This window comes from Bradyrhizobium sp. CCBAU 53415, assembly GCF_028128735.1.
Taxonomy (GTDB): Bacteria; Pseudomonadota; Alphaproteobacteria; order Rhizobiales; family Xanthobacteraceae; genus Bradyrhizobium.
The window spans coordinates 228,587-245,461 of record NZ_LBJF01000002.1; the positions used below are offsets into that span (position 1 = coordinate 228,587).

Consider the following 16,875-nt stretch of genomic DNA (forward strand, 5'->3'; position numbering starts at 1 on the left):
TGCATCATGGCATTTCAGTCGCGGGGAGGGTGATGGTGAAGGTCGATCCCTTGCCGGGGCCGTCGCTCGCGGCGGTTACCGCGCCGCCATGCATGTCGATGATACGCTTGACGATGGAGAGCCCAAGCCCCGTCGAACTTTCGCCGGCGGTCGGCTTGGCCGACAGCCGCTGGAACCGGCCGAACAGGCGGCCGAGATCCTCCGGCGACAGGCCGGCGCCCTCGTCGCTGACGCGGACGGTGGTGTCGCTGCCCTCATGGGTGACGGCCACGTCGATCTTGCCGCCGATCGGAGAGTATTTGATGGCGTTGCTGATGAGGTTGTCGATCGCCTCGCGAATGCGGTCGGTGTCGCACATGGTGACGATGTTGGGCGGCGCGGTGACGCCGATCGTCTGCTGCTTGTTGACCGCAAGCGGCTGGTTGGCCTCGGCAACCTCCTTGACCAGGGCCGCGACGTCGACCGGCTCGCGGCGGATGGTGATGTCGAAGGCATCGGCCATCGCGTCCGAGATCAGGTGGTCGACCATCGTGGTCAGCCGCTTGGTGGCGTCGCGGATGTGATCGACCTGGGCGACCACGCCGCTTTCCGATGCGCCGGTCGAGATCAGCTCCTTCAGCATCTCGGTGCGGCCGAGGATCACACCGAGCGGATTCTTCAGGTCGTGCGCGACGGTGCCCAGAATTTCGTTCTTGAAACCGTTGGCGCGCTGCAGCCGCAGCCATTGCGCCGAAAGCCGGCGGTTGGCCTGCATCAATGCGCGTGTGCGCTGGGCGACGCGGTCCTCGAGCTGGGTGTTGGCGTCCTGGAGCTGCTGGTAGAGGATCACGTTGTCGAAGGCGATCGAGAGGCGGCTGGAGAAGATCTCGACCAACGAACGGTCGGTCTCCGACAGCTCGCGCTCGGCCTGGAGCAGCACCACGACCTCGCGGCCGGATCCGGTGCGCAAGTAGATCACGCTGCGATGGTCGGCGAATTCGTTCTTGCGGCGCTGGAACGCGGCCTCCACCATCTCGCGCAGTTCGGGGTCGAGCGCCCTCGACGAGGTGGTGCCGATGAAGCGGCTGTAGCAGCCGCTGCCGGCGAGCACCGAGAGCTCGGGATCGACCCCGCCATTGTCGCGCAAGACCAGGATGCCGGCGCAATCGACGTTGAGCAGCGAGGCAAGCTGGGTCAGCACGCCTTCGGCGAGCCGCTGCATCGACTTGAAGTCGTACAGCGTCGAGGCGGCATCGATGATGATCTCGAGCCCGCGGCGCGTCTGCACCATGCGTTCGAGCTGCTGATAGGAGCGCAGCGCCGCAGTCAGCGAGGTGAACAGCTTGTCGGCGGTGAGCTCGGTCTTGGCCTTGTAGTCGTTGATGTCGTACTGCACGATCACGCGCCGTTCCGGCGCCTGGCCGGGCTGGCCGGTGCGCAGGATGATGCGCACGGTCTCGTTCCTGATCTCGTTGCGGATGTACTCGACCAGCTCGAGGCCGGCGACGTCGGTCTCCATGATGACGTCGAGCAGCACGGCGGCGATGTCGCCGTGCTCGGCCATCAGCTTGCGGCCTTCCGCCGCGGAATAGGCCGACAGGATCTCCAGGCTCTGGCCGTTCAAGCTGTAATCCGAGAGAGCAAAGCGCGTGCCGTCATGCACGGCCGGATCGTCGTCGATGACGGCGATCTTCCATTTCCGGGCGTTGCTATCCTCCGACGCGGTACCGGTATCGTCGATCAGGTGGAGGACATCGTCCTGTTCGGCCATTGAGAAGATCCGTCACTTTCGGTGCTTTGCGCGCCGCCCTTGGCGACCCGGGGCATGATAATGCGAAAAGTAGTGCCTTGTCCCAGCTTGGATTCCAGCATCATGCGGCCGCCGAGCTGCTGGGTGACGAGGTTATAGACGATATGCAGGCCAAGTCCCGTGCCGCCTTCATTGCGCCGGGTGGTAAAGAAAGGGTCAAAGGCCTGGCGCTGCACGTCGGGGGTCATGCCGGCCCCGTCATCGGTGAAGCTGATCTCGACGTCGTCGGTTCCGCGCGGCCGCGCCGAGATCGTGATCGTGCCGGCGCGCCCGTCGGCGAAGGCGTGGTTGGCGGCGTTGAGGAAGAGGTTGGTCAGGATCTGGCCATAGGAGCCAGGATAGCCGTCGAGCAGCAGCCCCTCGGGCACGTCGACCTCGAGCGTGATCGGCGAACGCTTCAGCACCGGGCGCAGGCTCGCGATGATCTGGTCGGTGGCTTCGCTGAGCGAGAATTGCCGTCGTTCGGCATGCGAGCGGTCGACCGCGACCTGCTTGAACGACTGGATCAGCTCGCCTGCGCGCTGGAGATTGGCGACGAGCTGCTGCGAGGCGTCGCGTGAGGACTGCACGAACTCCTCGAGCTGCGAGCGGCGCAAGCCGCCGTCGCCCTTGAGCTGGGCCTCGAAGATCTCGGTGCGCCGGGCAAGGCTGGAGGCGACCGTCAGGCTGATGCCGATCGGGTTGTTGACCTCGTGCGCGACGCCGGCGACGAGGCCGCCGAGCGCGGCGAGCCTCTCGGCGTCGATCAGATTCTGCTGCGCGGTGTTGAGCTCGAGCAGCGCGCTCTCGGCCTTCTCCTTGGACGCGCGCAGCTCATCCTCGGTCCGGCGCTTGGCGATGGCGTTCTCGCGGAACACCTCCACCGCGCGCGCCATGGCCCCGACCTCGTCGCGCGCACGCGTGCCCTGCACCTCGCGGTCGAGGTCGCCGAGCGTGATCGCGCGCATCGCCGCCATGATCTGCTGCAGCGGCAGGCGGATCGACAGCGCGATCAAGACGCCCGCGGTGAGGATGATGCCGAGGAAGATCACCGCGATCGACAGCACCCGGCGGGAAATATTGGCCAGCGTGCGGTCGAAGGTCTCCTGCGCCTTCTGCTCGCGCTGGCGCATCTTGGTCGAGAGGTCGTCGATGGCGCCGATCGCCTCGGCCTGGCTGGCATCGATGGTGTTGCGGAGCAGCTCGGTACGGCTCGCAAGCTGCTCGGAGAGCTTTGCAAAACCCTCGCGCAGCGCGGCGGTGCGGGCGCCGAGGCGTTGCAACGCCATTTTCTGCAGGTCGTTGTCGGCGAGATCGATCATCACGGGGATGGTCTTCTCGATCGTCTCGGTGTTGCGGCGCGCGTCGTCGGCCGCGCCTGACGACAGCGACAGGTAATAGGAATTGGCCGCCACCAGCATCGCGGTGAAGGCCTCGCGGGACTTGCCGAGCGAGGGCCAGATCAGCGCGTCGCGATGGCCGGTGGCGCCCTCGATGATGGAATAGAGACCGGCCATGTCCTTGGCCGGGCCCTGCACCTGCTCCTCATAGGTCTTGGCGATGGTCGCCTGCACGCTGCGCAGCTCGCCGAAGCCGTTGAGGAAGCGATCGGTGGTGCGCTCCAGCTCCTCGACCGAGCCCGACAGCATCGGGTCCTTGGCGGCACGGTTTGTCAGCGTGCCCAGCACCGCCTCGCGTAGCAAGAGGATCTCGGCGAACAGGTCCGGGCTCGGCTGGTTGATGTAGCGGTGGATCAGGTTCTGCAGGCGCCCGGTCTCGCTTTCGAGCAGCGCCAGGATGCGGTCGGATTCGCGCACCTGGCGCACGTCGTCCCAGGCCGAGCCCAGCACCTGAGCGCCGTTCCAGATCATCGCCACCAGCACCACCACCACGGCGGAGTTCAGCGCGGCGATCGACAGGATGCGCCAGCGGATCGGCACCGCCCGCAGCACGCCAACGACTCGCGCGCGCAGCTGCCCGAGCGGGCCGGGCGGCCTGTCCGCGTGTTCGCTATGTCCAGGCGCAGCCAACAGGCGTCACTCCACCTTGCGAATGCGTTCGATCAGCGCGGCTGCCGCGGGATCGCGTCCGGCCTTGGCGTAGATCGGGGCCATCGCCTCCTCGAACGGCTTGCGATCGATGTCCTTGATGATGGTCACGCCCGCTTCCTGCGCCTTGCGCTGCGACTGCTCCTCGAGGTCGCGCCATTTCTCGCGCATGAATCGGCTGGAGCGCTGCGCGGCTTCCCGGAAGATCGTCTGGTCGTCCGGCGACAGGCTCTGCCAGGCCTTCCGCGAGATCACCAGCACCTCCGGGCTCATCGTGTGTTCGGTGAGCGTGTAGTGGCCGGCATGCTTGTAATGGTCTGTCGTCACGAAGGATGGCCAGTTGTTTTCGGCGCCGTCGATCAGATGGTTCGCAAGCCCGGTGAGCACCTGTCCGTAAGGCAGCTCGACCGGCTCGGCACCGAGCGAGCGCATCATCTGGCTCATCAACTCCGACTGCTGCACCCGGATACGCAACCCCTTGAGGTCTGCAACACTCCTCACCGGGCGGACGCCATTGTAGATCGACCGCGCGCCCGAATCGTAAAAGCAGAGTCCGACGAAGCCGTAGGGCTCGAAACTATTCAGGATCTCGCTGCCGATTGGCCCGTCCAGCACCTTCTGCATGTGCTCGATGGACCGAAACAGGAACGGCATCGCGAGCACGTTCATGGCCGGGACGAAATTGCCGATCAGCGCCACGTTGGTCCGGTTGAGGTCGATCGCGCCAGCCCGGGTCTGCTCGATGGTCTCCTTTTCCTCTCCGAGCTGACGGGAGTGGAACACCTTGATCTCGTGCCGGCCCTTGGTGCGCTCGGCGATCAGTGCGCCCATGTAGCGCAGCGCCTGGACGGTCGGGTAATCCTCGGTCTGGGTATCGGCGGCGCGAAATTCGCGCGCAACGGCGCCCGTCGTCCAGACGGCAAGCAGAAGCACGACGAAAATCACCCCGGTCCGCGAGAGTTCGGCACGGCTCAGCACTGGCACACTCAACCCCTCAGTGGTGGAGTCTAAGGCGGGAAGGAAAAGGTTCAATGCAATCTAAAGCGTTTTCCAGCGAAGTGGATACCGGTTCGCGTGAAGAAAACGCGTCAAATTAAGAATCTGGGGCCCCGTTCCGATCCGAACGGGGCTCCAGCGGATGGTAAAGGCAAGGCCATCCCGCCCGGCTCCGCGGGCCGATTGTGCGGCGCGACTGGGTCTCATTCCCGGTTGAAACCGCAAATGCCGCGCCTTAAGCAGGGCAGCGGCCTCGTCGACCGCGGCATGGAAAGAGCCATCGTGACCTCAGCATTGCGCCTCTTGCAGCTCGCCGCCGCCTTCGCGGCGCTCTCATTGGCCGCCCCTGCGCGTGCCGCCACCGACATCGCGTGGTGGCACGCCATGTCCGGTGAGCTCGGCCGGCAATTGGAAAAGCTCGCCGCCGACTTCAACGCCTCGCAGCCGGATTACCGCATCGTCCCGACCTACAAGGGCAATTACACCGAGACGGTGACGGCAGCGATCTTCGCCTTCCGCTCGCGCAGCCAGCCCGCGATCGTCCAGGTCAACGAGGTCGCCACCGCGACCATGACCGCGGCCAAGGGCGCGATCTATCCGGTGTTCAGCCTGATGCGCGACCAGGGCGAGCCGTTTTCGCTGGGCGACTACCTGCCCGCGGTCTCCGGCTATTACACCGATGCGGCCGGAAACCTGTTGTCGTTCCCGTTCAATTCCTCGACCCCGATCCTCTATTACAACAAGACCATGTTCCGCGAGGCGGGCCTCGATCCGGAGGTGCCGCCGAAGACCTGGCCTGAATTGGCGGCGTCCGCGAAGCGCCTGCGCGACCGTGGCGCGGCCTGCGGCTTCACCACATCCTGGCCGTCCTGGATCCATGTCGAGAATTTCTCCGCCTTCCATAATCTGCCGCTGGCGACGCGCGGCAACGGCTTTGCCGGGCTGGATGCGAAATTGACCATCAACAACCCCGTTCTCGTGCGTCACGTCGCCCAGCTCGCCGAATGGCAGAAGACCAGGGTGTTCGACTATGGCGGACGCGGCCAGGCGGCCGAGCCGCGCTTCCAGAGCGGCGAATGCGGCATTTTCATCGGCTCCTCCGCGACGCGGGCCGACATCAAGGCGAATTCGAAGTTCGAGATCGGCTATGGCATGATGCCCTATTGGCCCGACGTGAAGCCCGCGCCGCAGAACTCGATCATCGGCGGCGCCACGCTATGGGTGCTGCGCGACCGTCCCCGCAAGGAATACAAGGGCGTGGCGCGGTTCTTCGCCTATCTGTCGCAGCCCGGCGTGCAGGCCGCCTGGCACCAGAACACCGGCTATCTGCCGGTCACCCGCGCCGCTTACGAGCTCACGCGCTCGCAGGGCTTCTACGAGCGCAACCCGGGTACGGCGATCTCGTTCGAGGAGATCACGCTGCATCCGCCGACGGAGAACTCCAAGGGGATCCGGCTCGGCTCCTTCGTCCTGATCCGCGGGGCCATCGAGGACGAGCTCGAGCAAGCCTTTGCCGGTCAGAAGAGCGCGCAAGCCGCGCTGGATTCCGCCGTCGAGCGCGGCAACAAGCTGCTGCGCCAGTTCGAGCGCGCCAGCCCGGACAGGTAGCGGGGAGCGGAGCGCGCGTCTCGAAGGATGGCCGCGGGCACACTGGTTTGAATGCGACGAAAGTGACGATGTCGAAGCCACTGCCTCACTTCACCGACGCCGAGAGCTTTCGCGCCTTCCGCTCCGATCCCTCGCGATGGTTGCCCATCGCGCTCGACATCGCGCGCGACCATGGTCTCGATGTCGGCGCACCACATGTCTTTGCGACGGGCACCAATCTCGTGATCGGGCTTGGCGACAGGCTGATCCTGAAGATCTTCCCGCCGCTCCTGCGCGCACAATTCGTCTCGGAGCGCGGCTCGCTGACGCAGCTTGCCGGCCGCTTGCATTTGCCGATCCCCGAGATCGTCGCGGAAGGGGTGCGGGACGGCTGGCCCTATCTCGTCATCACGCGCCTTGCCGGCACGCTCGGCTCGGAGGTCTGGCCGCGCCTGCCGGAAGAGCAGAAGGAGCGCGTGCTGCGCCAGACCGGCGAGACCATCGCGTCGGTGCAGCGCGCGCCGCTCGGTCCGCTCGCAAGCGTCGAGCCGCGCTGGGCCGACTTCATGCGTCGGCAGATGCAGGGCTGCAAGGCCCGGCATACGCGTCTTGGCCTTGCGCCGAAATTCCTGAGAGGCCTCGACGATTTCCTGCGCGATGCCGCAGAGCTCATTCCGATGGATGCGCCGCCGGTGATCCTGATTGGCGAATACATTCCGGAGAACTTCCTGCTCGCCTGCGATGACGGCCAGTGGTCGCTCGCCGGCCTGTTCGACTTCGGCGACGTGCTGGCGGGATGGCGCGATTACGACCTGCTCGGCCCCAGCGCCTTCATGGCGGCGGGCCGGCCGGGCCGGGTGAAGAGCCTGCTCGAAGGCTTTGGCTATGCGAGGGCGGACTTCGCACTCAAGCGTCGGCTGATGGCCCTGATGCTGCTGCACCGTGCCAGCGATCTCAACAGCCACATCTGTATCGAGGGCTGGCAGGAGCAGGCGAGTAATCTGGTCGAATTGCAGGAATTGATTTGGCCGGCGTGATTGCCCCCCGCTCCACGCTTCCCTTGTCATTCCGGGCTCGATGCTGCGGGTCGCCCTCCGAATGACGGCCGTCGCTTATCGCCTGCTAACCTTTAGACTGAATCAGTTGAATCGCTTTGCTCAAGACGCCGGCGATGGCGCTAAAGCCGGTGGTCGTTTTTCCCTCCGCCTTCCACCGCTGGATGATGCCCGCGAACACCGAACGGCATTGCGAGATGGCGGCGAGAGCCCGAGCCTTATTGGTCGCGGCACGCAACTGGGACGCTGCGCTCTGCAGCGCGCTTCGCGCTTCCGGTGGAGCTCTTTCGTCAAGGCTATTGCTCATCTTGTCGAGCACGTTCGCGACGCAGTCGTAAAGCGGCTTGCCTGCATTCGCGCTGCAGGCATTGAGGCCCGTCTGGCCGACCTCGGCGGCTGATCCCGCGTGCGCCGGGCCGATGCTCAATGGAGCTGCGGTGATGAGCAGCAAGGCCATGAGGATCCGCAGGCCCCTCCCGGTCGATCGAATTGATTTTTGTCCCGACATCATGAGGCAATCTCTCTCGGTGCTTACCCTTTGGCCTGGATCAGTCTCACGGCCTTCGCCAGCACGCGCGCGATCGACGAAAGCCCGTGGTCGCCCCATCCAGGCACCATCATGCCGTTCGCGGCCTTAACCTGCCGCAGCGCGCCGGCGATTGCTGCCTGGCATTGCGTGATCGCGGAGAGCGCCTGCGCCTTGCTATTGGCTGCACGGAGCTGACTGGCCGCCGTCAGCAGCGCCCGTTGCGTCTCTCCGACCCTGATCGAATTGACGTCATTGGCCATGCGCTCCAGGACGTCGGCGACGCAATTGTAGAGAGCCTTGCCCTGGCTTGTGTTGCACCCCGAGAGACCGGAATTGGCCGTGTTCGCCGCGGCGATCAGCACGGTGGAAGCAGATGCCTGCCGGTCAGTAGCCAGGGCGCCCAGCATTACCAGCAAGACAAACGCGAGCATGCGCAAGGCGGTGTGCCGGAAGCCTCTGCCGGCGCCGAGAATGAGTGTCGTCATGAAAAGTCCCCCTTATTGCGGTGTGCTTGGTGTCACCGCGTTGCCGACCGTGAATTCGCACGGCACCGTCGTCAGCCTCGGTTCACCCTTAAGCGCGAACAGATGCTCCCACTGTGATCTGCGGCACACCACGCCACTTGGCGCGTCCTCGACGATGACGACCGCATAAAGCCGGTCGCGCTTCTGGAACGCCTTGATGCTGGTGTCTTCAGGAAAGGTCTGGAGCAGCGTCAGGACGCCATGGCCGCTGTCGGAATCGGCGGCGATGCCGGCAATCCCGGAAATTGTGCGCCATTTGCCGCCCTGAATCGTCGCGCCGATGAAGGTGCCCTCGGTCACGGTGTTCTGGAGGATTTTCTGCTTGAGGAATTCCGGGCCGAGTTCGCCACTCTGGCGCAGCCGGTTCTTCAGGCTCGGCGAGTAGAAGATCTTGTCGGTCCCGCCCTGAAATACGATGGTTGTGCCTTCCGGGCCGCCGGCGATCAGGTTCTGGAATTCGCGGCCGCTTAGCACGCCGGCCGAGGCCGGCAGTGTTTGCAGGATGGCCAGAATGATAGCGATGGACATCGTCAGTCGGGGCAGGACGAATTGGATGAGACGGGGAGGCTGGCGGGGCATGGAAGGCGAAAATGATTCGTAAAAATTCAATCCTAGATAGATTTCGATGCGCCGTCGAGGGGAGCTATTTCGGTCGGACGCTACGACGTCGCCGCCTCTCTCCTGTAGGAAGGCCGTGGGGATCAGAAATTGTCGCTACTCGCTCGCCCTGCCTCCCGACAAAGAGTCCGGAAAGAGGAAATGGGCGAAAGTGGCGGCCCTCCACTTGCCTTCATTGACCGGGGAGACAGGTCGCCGGCATTTGCGTATCGTCTGCCGTGGATGATGGCACGATGGTGATGCAAGAAAGTCGTCTTTTGGTGGGGTTGGCGGTCGCGCTTGTGGCGCTGACCACAGGCCTCGCGCAAGCCGCAGCCGAGGCGCGCAAGCCTGTGGCCGATTCGGCGCCGCGGCTGGCGCTTGTGATCGGCAATTCGCATTACACAAAGCTTGGTACGCTCGCCAATCCGGGGCGCGATGCGGAGCTGATCGCGGACAGTCTCCGCCAGACAGGCTTCGAAGTGACCTCAGCGGCCGACCGTGATTTGAAAGGACTGTGGCAGGACGTTGACGAGTTCGCTCAGAAAGTGAAGATGCGCGGACCCGCGACCGTTGCTGTGCTCTATTACGCCGGCCATGGCGTCGAGAGCGACGGTGTCAACTACCTCGTGCCCGTCAACGCCGACATCCGGAAGCGCGCCGATATCGTGCCGCAATCCCTCAGCGTCAAACGCATCGCTGATCGCCTGTCCAGTGCAGGCAATGCGCTCAACATTCTCATCATCGATGCCTGCCGCGACAATCCGTTTCCTCCGGCCGTCGCGCTAGGTGCGGCCGGGCTGGTGCCGATGGGTGCCGTCTACGGCGTCTTTATCGCATCAGCCACCGGATCCGGAAAGCCGGCTCTCGACGGAGAGGATGGCCACAGCCCCTACACCAGGGCGCTCGCGGAGGCGATGATCGTGCCCGGCGAGCGGCTGGAGGACGTGTTCAAGAGCGTTCGCCGCCAGGTGCGGCTCGCCACCGGCGAACAGCAGATCCCCTGGGAATCCACCTCGCTCGAGCTCGACTTCTTTTTCGTGCCGCCACCGCCTCCGCCGAGCCAGGCCGCGCAATTACTCGCGGCGGCGAAGGAGACCGGCAATGTAGCGCTGTACGATCTCCTGATCGACCGTTTTCCTGCGAGCCCCGAAGCTGACGAGGCGCGCGCCGCGGCTGCCGAGCAGAGAAGGGGGGCGGCCAACAGCGGGCCCGGAGCCGCGTCATTGGTCCTCGATCGCGCCCGGCGAACTCGCACGCCCGAAGCCTATGATCTCGTCGCCGCGCTGTTTCCCGACACGCCCGAGGCGGATGAGGCGCAAGCTGCGGCCTCGCGCCTGCGCGAGATCACGGTGCTCGACAGCGCCGGGCCGACCTATGAGGGTCACGAGCTGGTGCTGCTGATCCAGGCACAGCTGGCGCGGCTCGAATGCTTGGGCGGTGAGCAAGCCGGGGTGTTCGATGCCGCCACAATCCAAGGCCTGCGCCGGGCCTCACAGCTCTCCGACGAACACTTCCTCTGGTACCGGCCGACCATGGCGGCGCTGCGTGCTCTCAAGAAGGTGGACAGCCAGGACGGCTGTAGCAGGCGGAGGACGCTTGCAGTGCCGCGCTGCCTGCGCGTGAACAACGAGGACTTCTGTCAGTAGCGCCCGCCTAGTGGGCAGCTGCTCCGTCCAGTCTATTTTATGAGCAAATTACCGCATTTGTATGCAATGCCGTACCCCAAGACTCCGACCATCGATTCGCCCCAAGAAATATCCTGCTGATTATTCAGTGGGTTAGACGGCAAGTAGAGTCCCCCAAGCTCTGGCATAAACCTTGCGAATCCGGCTCCAACCAAAAACTTGTGTTGGAGCGATTTCATGAAGCGCCGCGATTTCCTCAAGTCCGTTTCCGGGTTGGCCGCAGGCGCGGCGCTTCCGGCCATGCCATCATCGATCTCCACCGCCTATGCCGACGCCCGCTCGGAGACGCTGCTGATCGTCTCGGAGGGCGGCCCCAACAATCTCGACATCCACGGCGTCGGCACCAACGTGCCCGGCTATGAGGTGTCCTGGAATTGCTACGACCGCCTGATCAGCCACGAGATGAAGAGCGGTCCCGGCGGCGTGCCCTATTACGACCGCGACAAGTTCAAGGGCGAACTCGCCGAGGAGTTCAAGATCGACGACAAGTCGGTCACCTTCAAGCTGCGCAAGAACGCCAAATTCCACGACGGCGCGCCTGTCACCGCCAAGGACGTCAAGTGGTCGCTCGACCGCGCCGTCAGCGTCGGCGGCTTCCCCACCTTCCAGATGAGTGCGGGCTCGCTCACCAAGCCCGAGCAGTTCGTCGTGATCGACGATCATACGGTGCGCGTCGATTTCCTGAAGAAGGACAGGCTGACGATCCCCGATCTCGCCGTAATCGTGCCCTGCATCGTCAATTCGGAGCTGGTGAAGAAGCATGCCAGCGAGAAGGACCCGTGGGGCCTCGAATACACCAAGCAGCAGACCGCGGGCTCCGGCGCCTACAAGGTGACGAAGTGGACGGCCGGCACCGAAGTCATCATGGAGCGCAACGACGACTGGGTGTGCGGTCCGCTGCCGAAGATCAAGCGCGTGATCTGGCGCATGGTGCCGCAGGCCGGCAACCGACGCGCGCTCCTGGAGCGCGGCGATGCCGACATCTCCTACGAGCTGCCGAACAAGGACTTTCAGGAGATGAAGGCGAACGGCAAGCTCAACGTGGTGTCGCTGCCGTTCTCCAACGGCATTCAGTATATCGGCATGAACGTCACCAAGCCGCCCTTCGATAATCCGAAGGTGCGTCAGGCGGTGGCCTACGCGCTGCCCTATCAGAAGATCATGGATGCGGTGATGTTCGGCCTCGCCAACCCGATGTTCGGGGCACCCAAGGACAAGCCGACCGAGGTCGCCTGGCCGCAGCCGCACAAATACAACACCGACATGGACAAGGCGAAGGCGCTGCTGGCCGAGGCCGGCTACGCAGGCGGCTTCGAGACCACGATCTCGTTCGACCTCAACTTCGCCGGCGTCAATGAGCCGCTCTGCGTGCTGGTGCAGGAGTCTCTCGCTCAGATCGGCATCAAGACCACCATCAACAAGGTGCCGGGCGCCAACTGGCGAACCGAATTGAACAAGAAGGAGATGCCGCTCTTCACCAACGTGTTCTCGGGCTGGCTCGATTACCCCGAATACTTCTTCTACTGGTGCTATCACGGCAACAATTCCGTCTTCAACACCATGAGCTACAAGTCGGCGGAGATGGACAAGCTGATCGACGGCGCGCGCACGGCTGCGGCAGCGGGTGACAAGGCGGCCTACGATGCCGACGTAAAGGGCTTCGTCGATCTCGCCTTCACCGATATCCCGCGCATCCCGCTGTACCAGCCCTTCGTCAATGTCGCGATGCAGAAGAACGTCAGCGGCTACCAGTACTGGTTCCACCGCCGCCTGGATTATCGCGCGATGGCGAAGGGGTGAGAGGAGCGAGTGGGGATTGGCGAATAGCGAATAGGGGAACGTGATGACCGCCAAGTGCGAATATCCATTCGCCACTCGCCATTCGCCATTCGCGCAAGCGGAGCGCGCCCCATGCTGACCATGATCGGCAAGCGGTTGATGTTCGCGATCCCCTCGCTGATCGGCGTCGTCATCGTCACCTTCCTGCTGACGCGCGCGCTGCCCGGCGATCCCGCGGCCTATTTCGCCGGCCCGGCCGCGACGAAAGAAGCCGTCGAGCAGATCCGCAAGAAGCTCGGCCTCGACAAGCCGCTGATCGAGCAGTTCTTCCGCTACACCAACGACCTCGCCCATGGCGATTTCGGCAACTCGCTCACCACGGGCCAGCCGGTCGCGGCCGAGATCCGCAATCGCCTGCCGGCCTCGGCCGAGCTGACCCTGCTCGGCCTCATCGTCTCGGTCGTGATCGCCATTCCGCTCGGTGTGCTCGCTGCGACGCGGCCGGGATCATGGATCGATCATCTCTGCCGAGTGACGACCACGGCCGGCGTGTCGCTGCCGGTGTTCTTCACCGGCCTCGTGCTGGTCTATGTGTTCTATTTCCGCCTCGGCTGGTCGCCCGCGCCGCTCGGCCGTCTCGACGTGTTCTACAGTGCGCCGCCGACGGTGACCGGCTTCTATCTGATCGACACGCTGATCGCGCGCGACTTCGAGGCGTTTCGCTCGGCGCTGAGCCAGCTCATCTTGCCCGCGACCACGCTCGCGATCTTCTCGCTGGCGCCAATCGCGCGCATGACGCGGGCCTCGATGCTGGCGGTGCTCGCGTCCGAGTTCGTCCGCACCGCGCGTGCCAGCGGCCTGTCGCCGGCGACCGTCATCGTCACCTACGCGTTCCGCAACGCGATGCTGCCGGTCATCACCACGCTCAGCATGGTGTTCTCGTTCCTCCTCGGCGCCAACGTGTTGGTCGAGAAAGTGTTCGCCTGGCCCGGCATCGGCTCCTACGCGGTGGAGGCGCTGATCTCGTCGGACTTCGCGCCGGTGCAGGGCTTCGTGCTGACCATGGCGGTGATGTACGTGCTGCTCAATCTGATCATCGACATTCTCTACGGCGTGATTGATCCGCGCGTGCGGCTGGAGGGCTGAACCATGAGCTCCGTTGCGCCTGCCGTTGAGCCGGTCGGTCCCGCGCGAACCTCCGGCCTTGCCGCGATCCTCGAACAGACCCGCTATGTCCTCAGCGAGAACAAGGTCACGGGCTTTGCCTTCGCATTGCTGATCCTGATCCTCGCCGCGGCAATCTTCGGCCCGTATGTCGTTCCCTACGATCCGCTCGCCTCCGACACGGCCGCCGCGTTGAAGCCGCCGTCCGTGGCGCACTGGTTCGGCACCGACCAGCTCGGTCGCGACATCTTCAGCCGCGTCATCGTCGCGACCCGGCTCGACGTCTTCATCGCGGTCGCCTCGGTGGCGCTGGTGTTCCTGATGGGCGGGCTCGCCGGCATCGCCGCGGGTTACTTCGGTGGCTGGACCGACCGCATCGTCGGCCGCATCGCCGACACCATCATGGCGTTCCCGCTGTTCGTGCTGGCGATGGGCATCGTCGCAGCGCTCGGCAACACCGTGCAGAACATCATCCTGGCCACCGCCATCGTGAACTTCCCGCTCTATGCCCGTGTCGCGCGCGCCGAGGCCAATGTCCGCCGCAATGCCGGATTCGTGCAGGCGGCGCGGCTGTCGGGCAACGGCGAATTCCGCATCCTCCTGGTGCACATTCTCCCGAACATCATGCCGATCATGATCGTGCAGATGTCGCTGACCATGGGCTATGCCATCCTCAATGCCGCCGGCCTCTCCTTCATCGGCCTCGGCGTCCGTCCGCCCACCGCCGAATGGGGCATCATGGTCGCGGAGGGCGCGGGCTTCATGGTGTCAGGGGAATGGTGGATCGCGCTGTTCCCTGGCCTCGCGTTGATGATCGCCGTGTTCTGCTTCAATCTCCTCGGCGACGGCCTGCGCGACATCGTCGATCCCCAGCGGAGGACGTGATGGTTGGTTCCACAATCACCGCTGCGCTCCCTCCCCCCTTGCGGGGGAGGGCGGGGGAGAGGGGTAGCCACGAACTCCGACCTCTCCCGGGGCCACCCCTCTCCCCGACCTCGAGAGCGAGCTTCGCTCGCCTCAGACCCCGCAAGGGGGGAGGGAGCAAGAGGCCGGTGCCTTCCTCCCGCTCAAATTTCATGTCGAAATTCATCAATGATTTCAATGTCATTCTACTGTGCATGGGGTTGTTTTCGCACTTTTTGAGTGACCGGGGGCTCGCATGACCGCCCAGCCGCTGCTTGACGTCCAGGACCTCACCGTCGAATTCACCACCCGCCGCGGCATCGTCAAAGCCGTGCAGCACGTCGACATCTCCGTCGCCAAGGGCGAGACGCTCGCCATCGTCGGCGAATCCGGCTCCGGCAAGTCGGTGACCTCCTACGCGGTGATGCGCATCCTCGATCGCGCGGGGCGGATCGCCGAGGGCTCGGTGATGTTCTCCGGCATCGACGTCAAGGCCGCGACCGAAGACCAGATGCGCGACCTGCGCGGCCGCGAAGTCTCGATGATTTTCCAGAACCCGCGCGCGGCGCTGAATCCGATCCGCAAAGTGGGCGACCAGATCGAGGACGTGCTGCGCACCCATTTGCAGCAGGCCCAGGTGGCCGATCACGGCGAGAAGGCGATCGAGGCGCTGGAGCAGGTCAAGATCGCCCGCCCGCGTGAGCGCTACCACGCCTATCCGTTCGAGCTGTCGGGCGGCATGTGCCAGCGCGTCGTCATCGCGCTTGCGCTGGCCTGCAATCCGCAGCTCCTGATCGCGGACGAGCCGACCACCGGCCTCGACGTCACCACGCAGAAGGCGGTGATGGATCTGATCGTCGAGCTGACCAGGCGCCGCGCGATGTCGACCATCCTGATCACGCACGACCTGGGCCTCGCTGCCGCCTATTGCGACCGCGTCGTCGTGATGGAGAAGGGCCGCGTGGTCGAGACCGCGAAAGCCGCCGACATCTTCGCCAATCCGCAGCACCCCTACACCAGGAAGCTGATGCGCGCGACGCCGCGGCTGGGTGTGTCGTTGCGCGATCTGTTGCCGGAGGAGGAGGGCGCCACCGTCATGGCCGGGCTTGACCCGGCCTTCCATCCCGCTTCGCAAGACTCTTCTCCGTCGATGGACCCCCGGGTCAAGCCCGAGGGTGACGAGAGTACAAAGCCCCTTCTCCTCGTCGACAAGCTGGTCAAGGAATATCCCCGTCAGGGCGCGACCGCCGTGCTCGGAAAGCTGTTCGGCCGCAAGCCGCCGGTCGAGCCCGATGTGTTCCGCGCCGTCGACGGCATCAGCTTCTCGATTCGCGCTGGCGAGAGCGTCGGTCTCGTCGGCGAGTCCGGCTGCGGCAAATCGACGACGTCGATGATGGTGATGCGGCTCCTCGACCAGACCTCCGGCCTGATCCAGTTCGACGGCGAGGACATCTCCGGCATCGCACCATCAGCCTTTGCCCGGATGCCGCAGCGCAGCCGGATCCAGATGGTGTTCCAGGACCCCACCGACAGCCTCAATCCGCGCTTCACCGCCGCCCGCGCCATCGCCGATCCCATGATGCAGCTCGGCGACATCAGGGGACGCGACGCGCTCCGCGCCCGCTGCGAGGAGCTGGCGACCATGGTCGGCCTGCCGCACAATCTGCTCGACCGCTTCCCGCACCAGCTCTCCGGCGGCCAGAAGGCCCGCGTCGGCATCGCCCGGGCGATCGCGCTGCATCCCAAGCTCGTCATCCTGGACGAGCCGACCGCGGCGCTGGACGTCTCGGTGCAGGCCGTCGTCCTCAACCTGCTGCAGGATCTCAAGGCGCGGCTAGGTATGAGCTATCTGTTCGTCTCGCATGATTTGAATGTGGTGCGCTTGTTGTGCGATCGTGTCATTGTGATGCGGACGGGGCGGATCGTCGAGGAAGGCTCTTCCGAGCAGGTCCTGGGCGATCCCAAGGACGACTACACCAAGGAGCTGCTGACGGCGATCCCGCATCCGCCGTTGCAGGTGCACTAAGAGTGCATTGATTGTTTGGGACGCGTGATGGCCGAGCCGCTGGACGATTATATCGACGCCGTATCGAAAGCGCTGGCGCTGCCGATCGAGGAGGCCTGGAGGCCTGCGGTGCGCGCCAACCTCGAAGTCTCGCTGCGGCTTGGCCGCATGGTCGACGAATTCGCGCTGCCGGACGAGACCGAGCCGGCGCCGATCTTCACCGCCTGACGCC

14 protein-coding genes are annotated in these 16,875 nt (G+C 64.8%); 8 read left to right on the forward strand and 6 right to left on the reverse strand.

All coding sequences use genetic code 11. The features are described from left to right. Positions 1–4: 4 nt before the first annotated feature. From XH87_RS07400 to XH87_RS07410, 3 genes are read right to left on the reverse strand one after another with little or no spacing between them, the layout of a single operon-like run. On the reverse strand, positions 5–1,750 hold the full coding sequence (locus XH87_RS07400; RefSeq protein ID WP_271586738.1) for an ATP-binding response regulator: 1,746 nt from the start codon (positions 1,748–1,750) through the stop codon (positions 5–7). Next, complete coding sequence (locus XH87_RS07405) at positions 1,720–3,798, reverse strand: sensor histidine kinase (RefSeq protein WP_271586739.1); 2,079 nt, start codon at positions 3,796–3,798, stop codon at positions 1,720–1,722. The genes XH87_RS07400 and XH87_RS07405 overlap by 31 nt, the downstream gene beginning before the upstream one ends. 6 nt (positions 3,799–3,804) lie before the next feature. Next, complete coding sequence (locus XH87_RS07410; protein ID WP_271586740.1) at positions 3,805–4,800, reverse strand: TRAP transporter substrate-binding protein; 996 nt, start codon at positions 4,798–4,800, stop codon at positions 3,805–3,807. Positions 4,801–5,079: 279 nt separating this feature from the next. On the opposite strand from XH87_RS07410, the gene ugpB reads away from it, so the two are divergent. Continuing rightward, positions 5,080–6,420: a sn-glycerol-3-phosphate ABC transporter substrate-binding protein UgpB gene (ugpB, locus tag XH87_RS07415; RefSeq protein WP_271586888.1), complete on the forward strand. Its 1,341-nt coding sequence runs from the start codon at positions 5,080–5,082 to the stop codon at positions 6,418–6,420. Between the two features lie 68 nt (positions 6,421–6,488). Further along, positions 6,489–7,436, forward strand: coding sequence for an aminoglycoside phosphotransferase family protein (locus XH87_RS07420; RefSeq protein WP_271586741.1), 948 nt, complete (start codon positions 6,489–6,491; stop codon positions 7,434–7,436). 85 nt (positions 7,437–7,521) lie between these two features. Here the strand turns inward: XH87_RS07420 and XH87_RS07425 are convergent, their stop codons facing one another. The 3 genes from XH87_RS07425 to XH87_RS07435 are packed head-to-tail and all read right to left on the reverse strand — an operon-like array spanning position 7,522 to position 9,116. Next, positions 7,522–7,965, reverse strand: a complete 444-nt coding sequence (locus XH87_RS07425; RefSeq protein WP_271586742.1) for a hypothetical protein — start codon at positions 7,963–7,965, stop codon at positions 7,522–7,524. Positions 7,966–7,985: 20 nt separating this feature from the next. Then, entirely contained in the window at positions 7,986–8,468 is a 483-nt protein-coding gene (locus XH87_RS07430) for a hypothetical protein (RefSeq protein WP_271586743.1), read from the reverse strand. Positions 8,469–8,480: 12 nt separating this feature from the next. Beyond that, on the reverse strand, positions 8,481–9,116 hold the full coding sequence (locus XH87_RS07435; protein WP_271586744.1) for a hypothetical protein: 636 nt from the start codon (positions 9,114–9,116) through the stop codon (positions 8,481–8,483). A gap of 242 nt (positions 9,117–9,358) precedes the next feature. On the opposite strand from XH87_RS07435, the gene XH87_RS07440 reads away from it, so the two are divergent. The 6 genes from XH87_RS07440 to XH87_RS07465 all read left to right on the forward strand — a co-directional run bounded on the left by XH87_RS07440 (position 9,359) and on the right by XH87_RS07465 (position 16,871). Continuing rightward, complete coding sequence (locus tag XH87_RS07440) at positions 9,359–10,753, forward strand: caspase family protein (protein WP_271586745.1); 1,395 nt, start codon at positions 9,359–9,361, stop codon at positions 10,751–10,753. A 216-nt stretch (positions 10,754–10,969) separates the two neighbouring features. Then, on the forward strand, positions 10,970–12,592 hold the full coding sequence (locus XH87_RS07445; protein WP_271586746.1) for an ABC transporter substrate-binding protein: 1,623 nt from the start codon (positions 10,970–10,972) through the stop codon (positions 12,590–12,592). A gap of 111 nt (positions 12,593–12,703) precedes the next feature. After that, a complete protein-coding gene (locus XH87_RS07450; protein WP_035703503.1) occupies positions 12,704–13,717 on the forward strand; it encodes an ABC transporter permease in 1,014 nt (337 codons plus the stop codon). A 3-nt stretch (positions 13,718–13,720) separates the two neighbouring features. After that, complete coding sequence (locus XH87_RS07455) at positions 13,721–14,620, forward strand: ABC transporter permease (RefSeq protein ID WP_271586747.1); 900 nt, start codon at positions 13,721–13,723, stop codon at positions 14,618–14,620. 274 nt (positions 14,621–14,894) lie between these two features. Then, positions 14,895–16,664 carry a dipeptide ABC transporter ATP-binding protein gene (locus tag XH87_RS07460; RefSeq protein WP_271586748.1) on the forward strand — a complete coding sequence of 590 codons (1,770 nt, stop codon included), beginning with the start codon at positions 14,895–14,897 and terminating at the stop codon, positions 16,662–16,664. Positions 16,665–16,691: 27 nt separating this feature from the next. Further along, complete coding sequence (locus XH87_RS07465) at positions 16,692–16,871, forward strand: DUF4089 domain-containing protein (RefSeq protein ID WP_035703495.1); 180 nt, start codon at positions 16,692–16,694, stop codon at positions 16,869–16,871. The last annotated feature ends 4 nt before the right edge of the window (positions 16,872–16,875 follow it).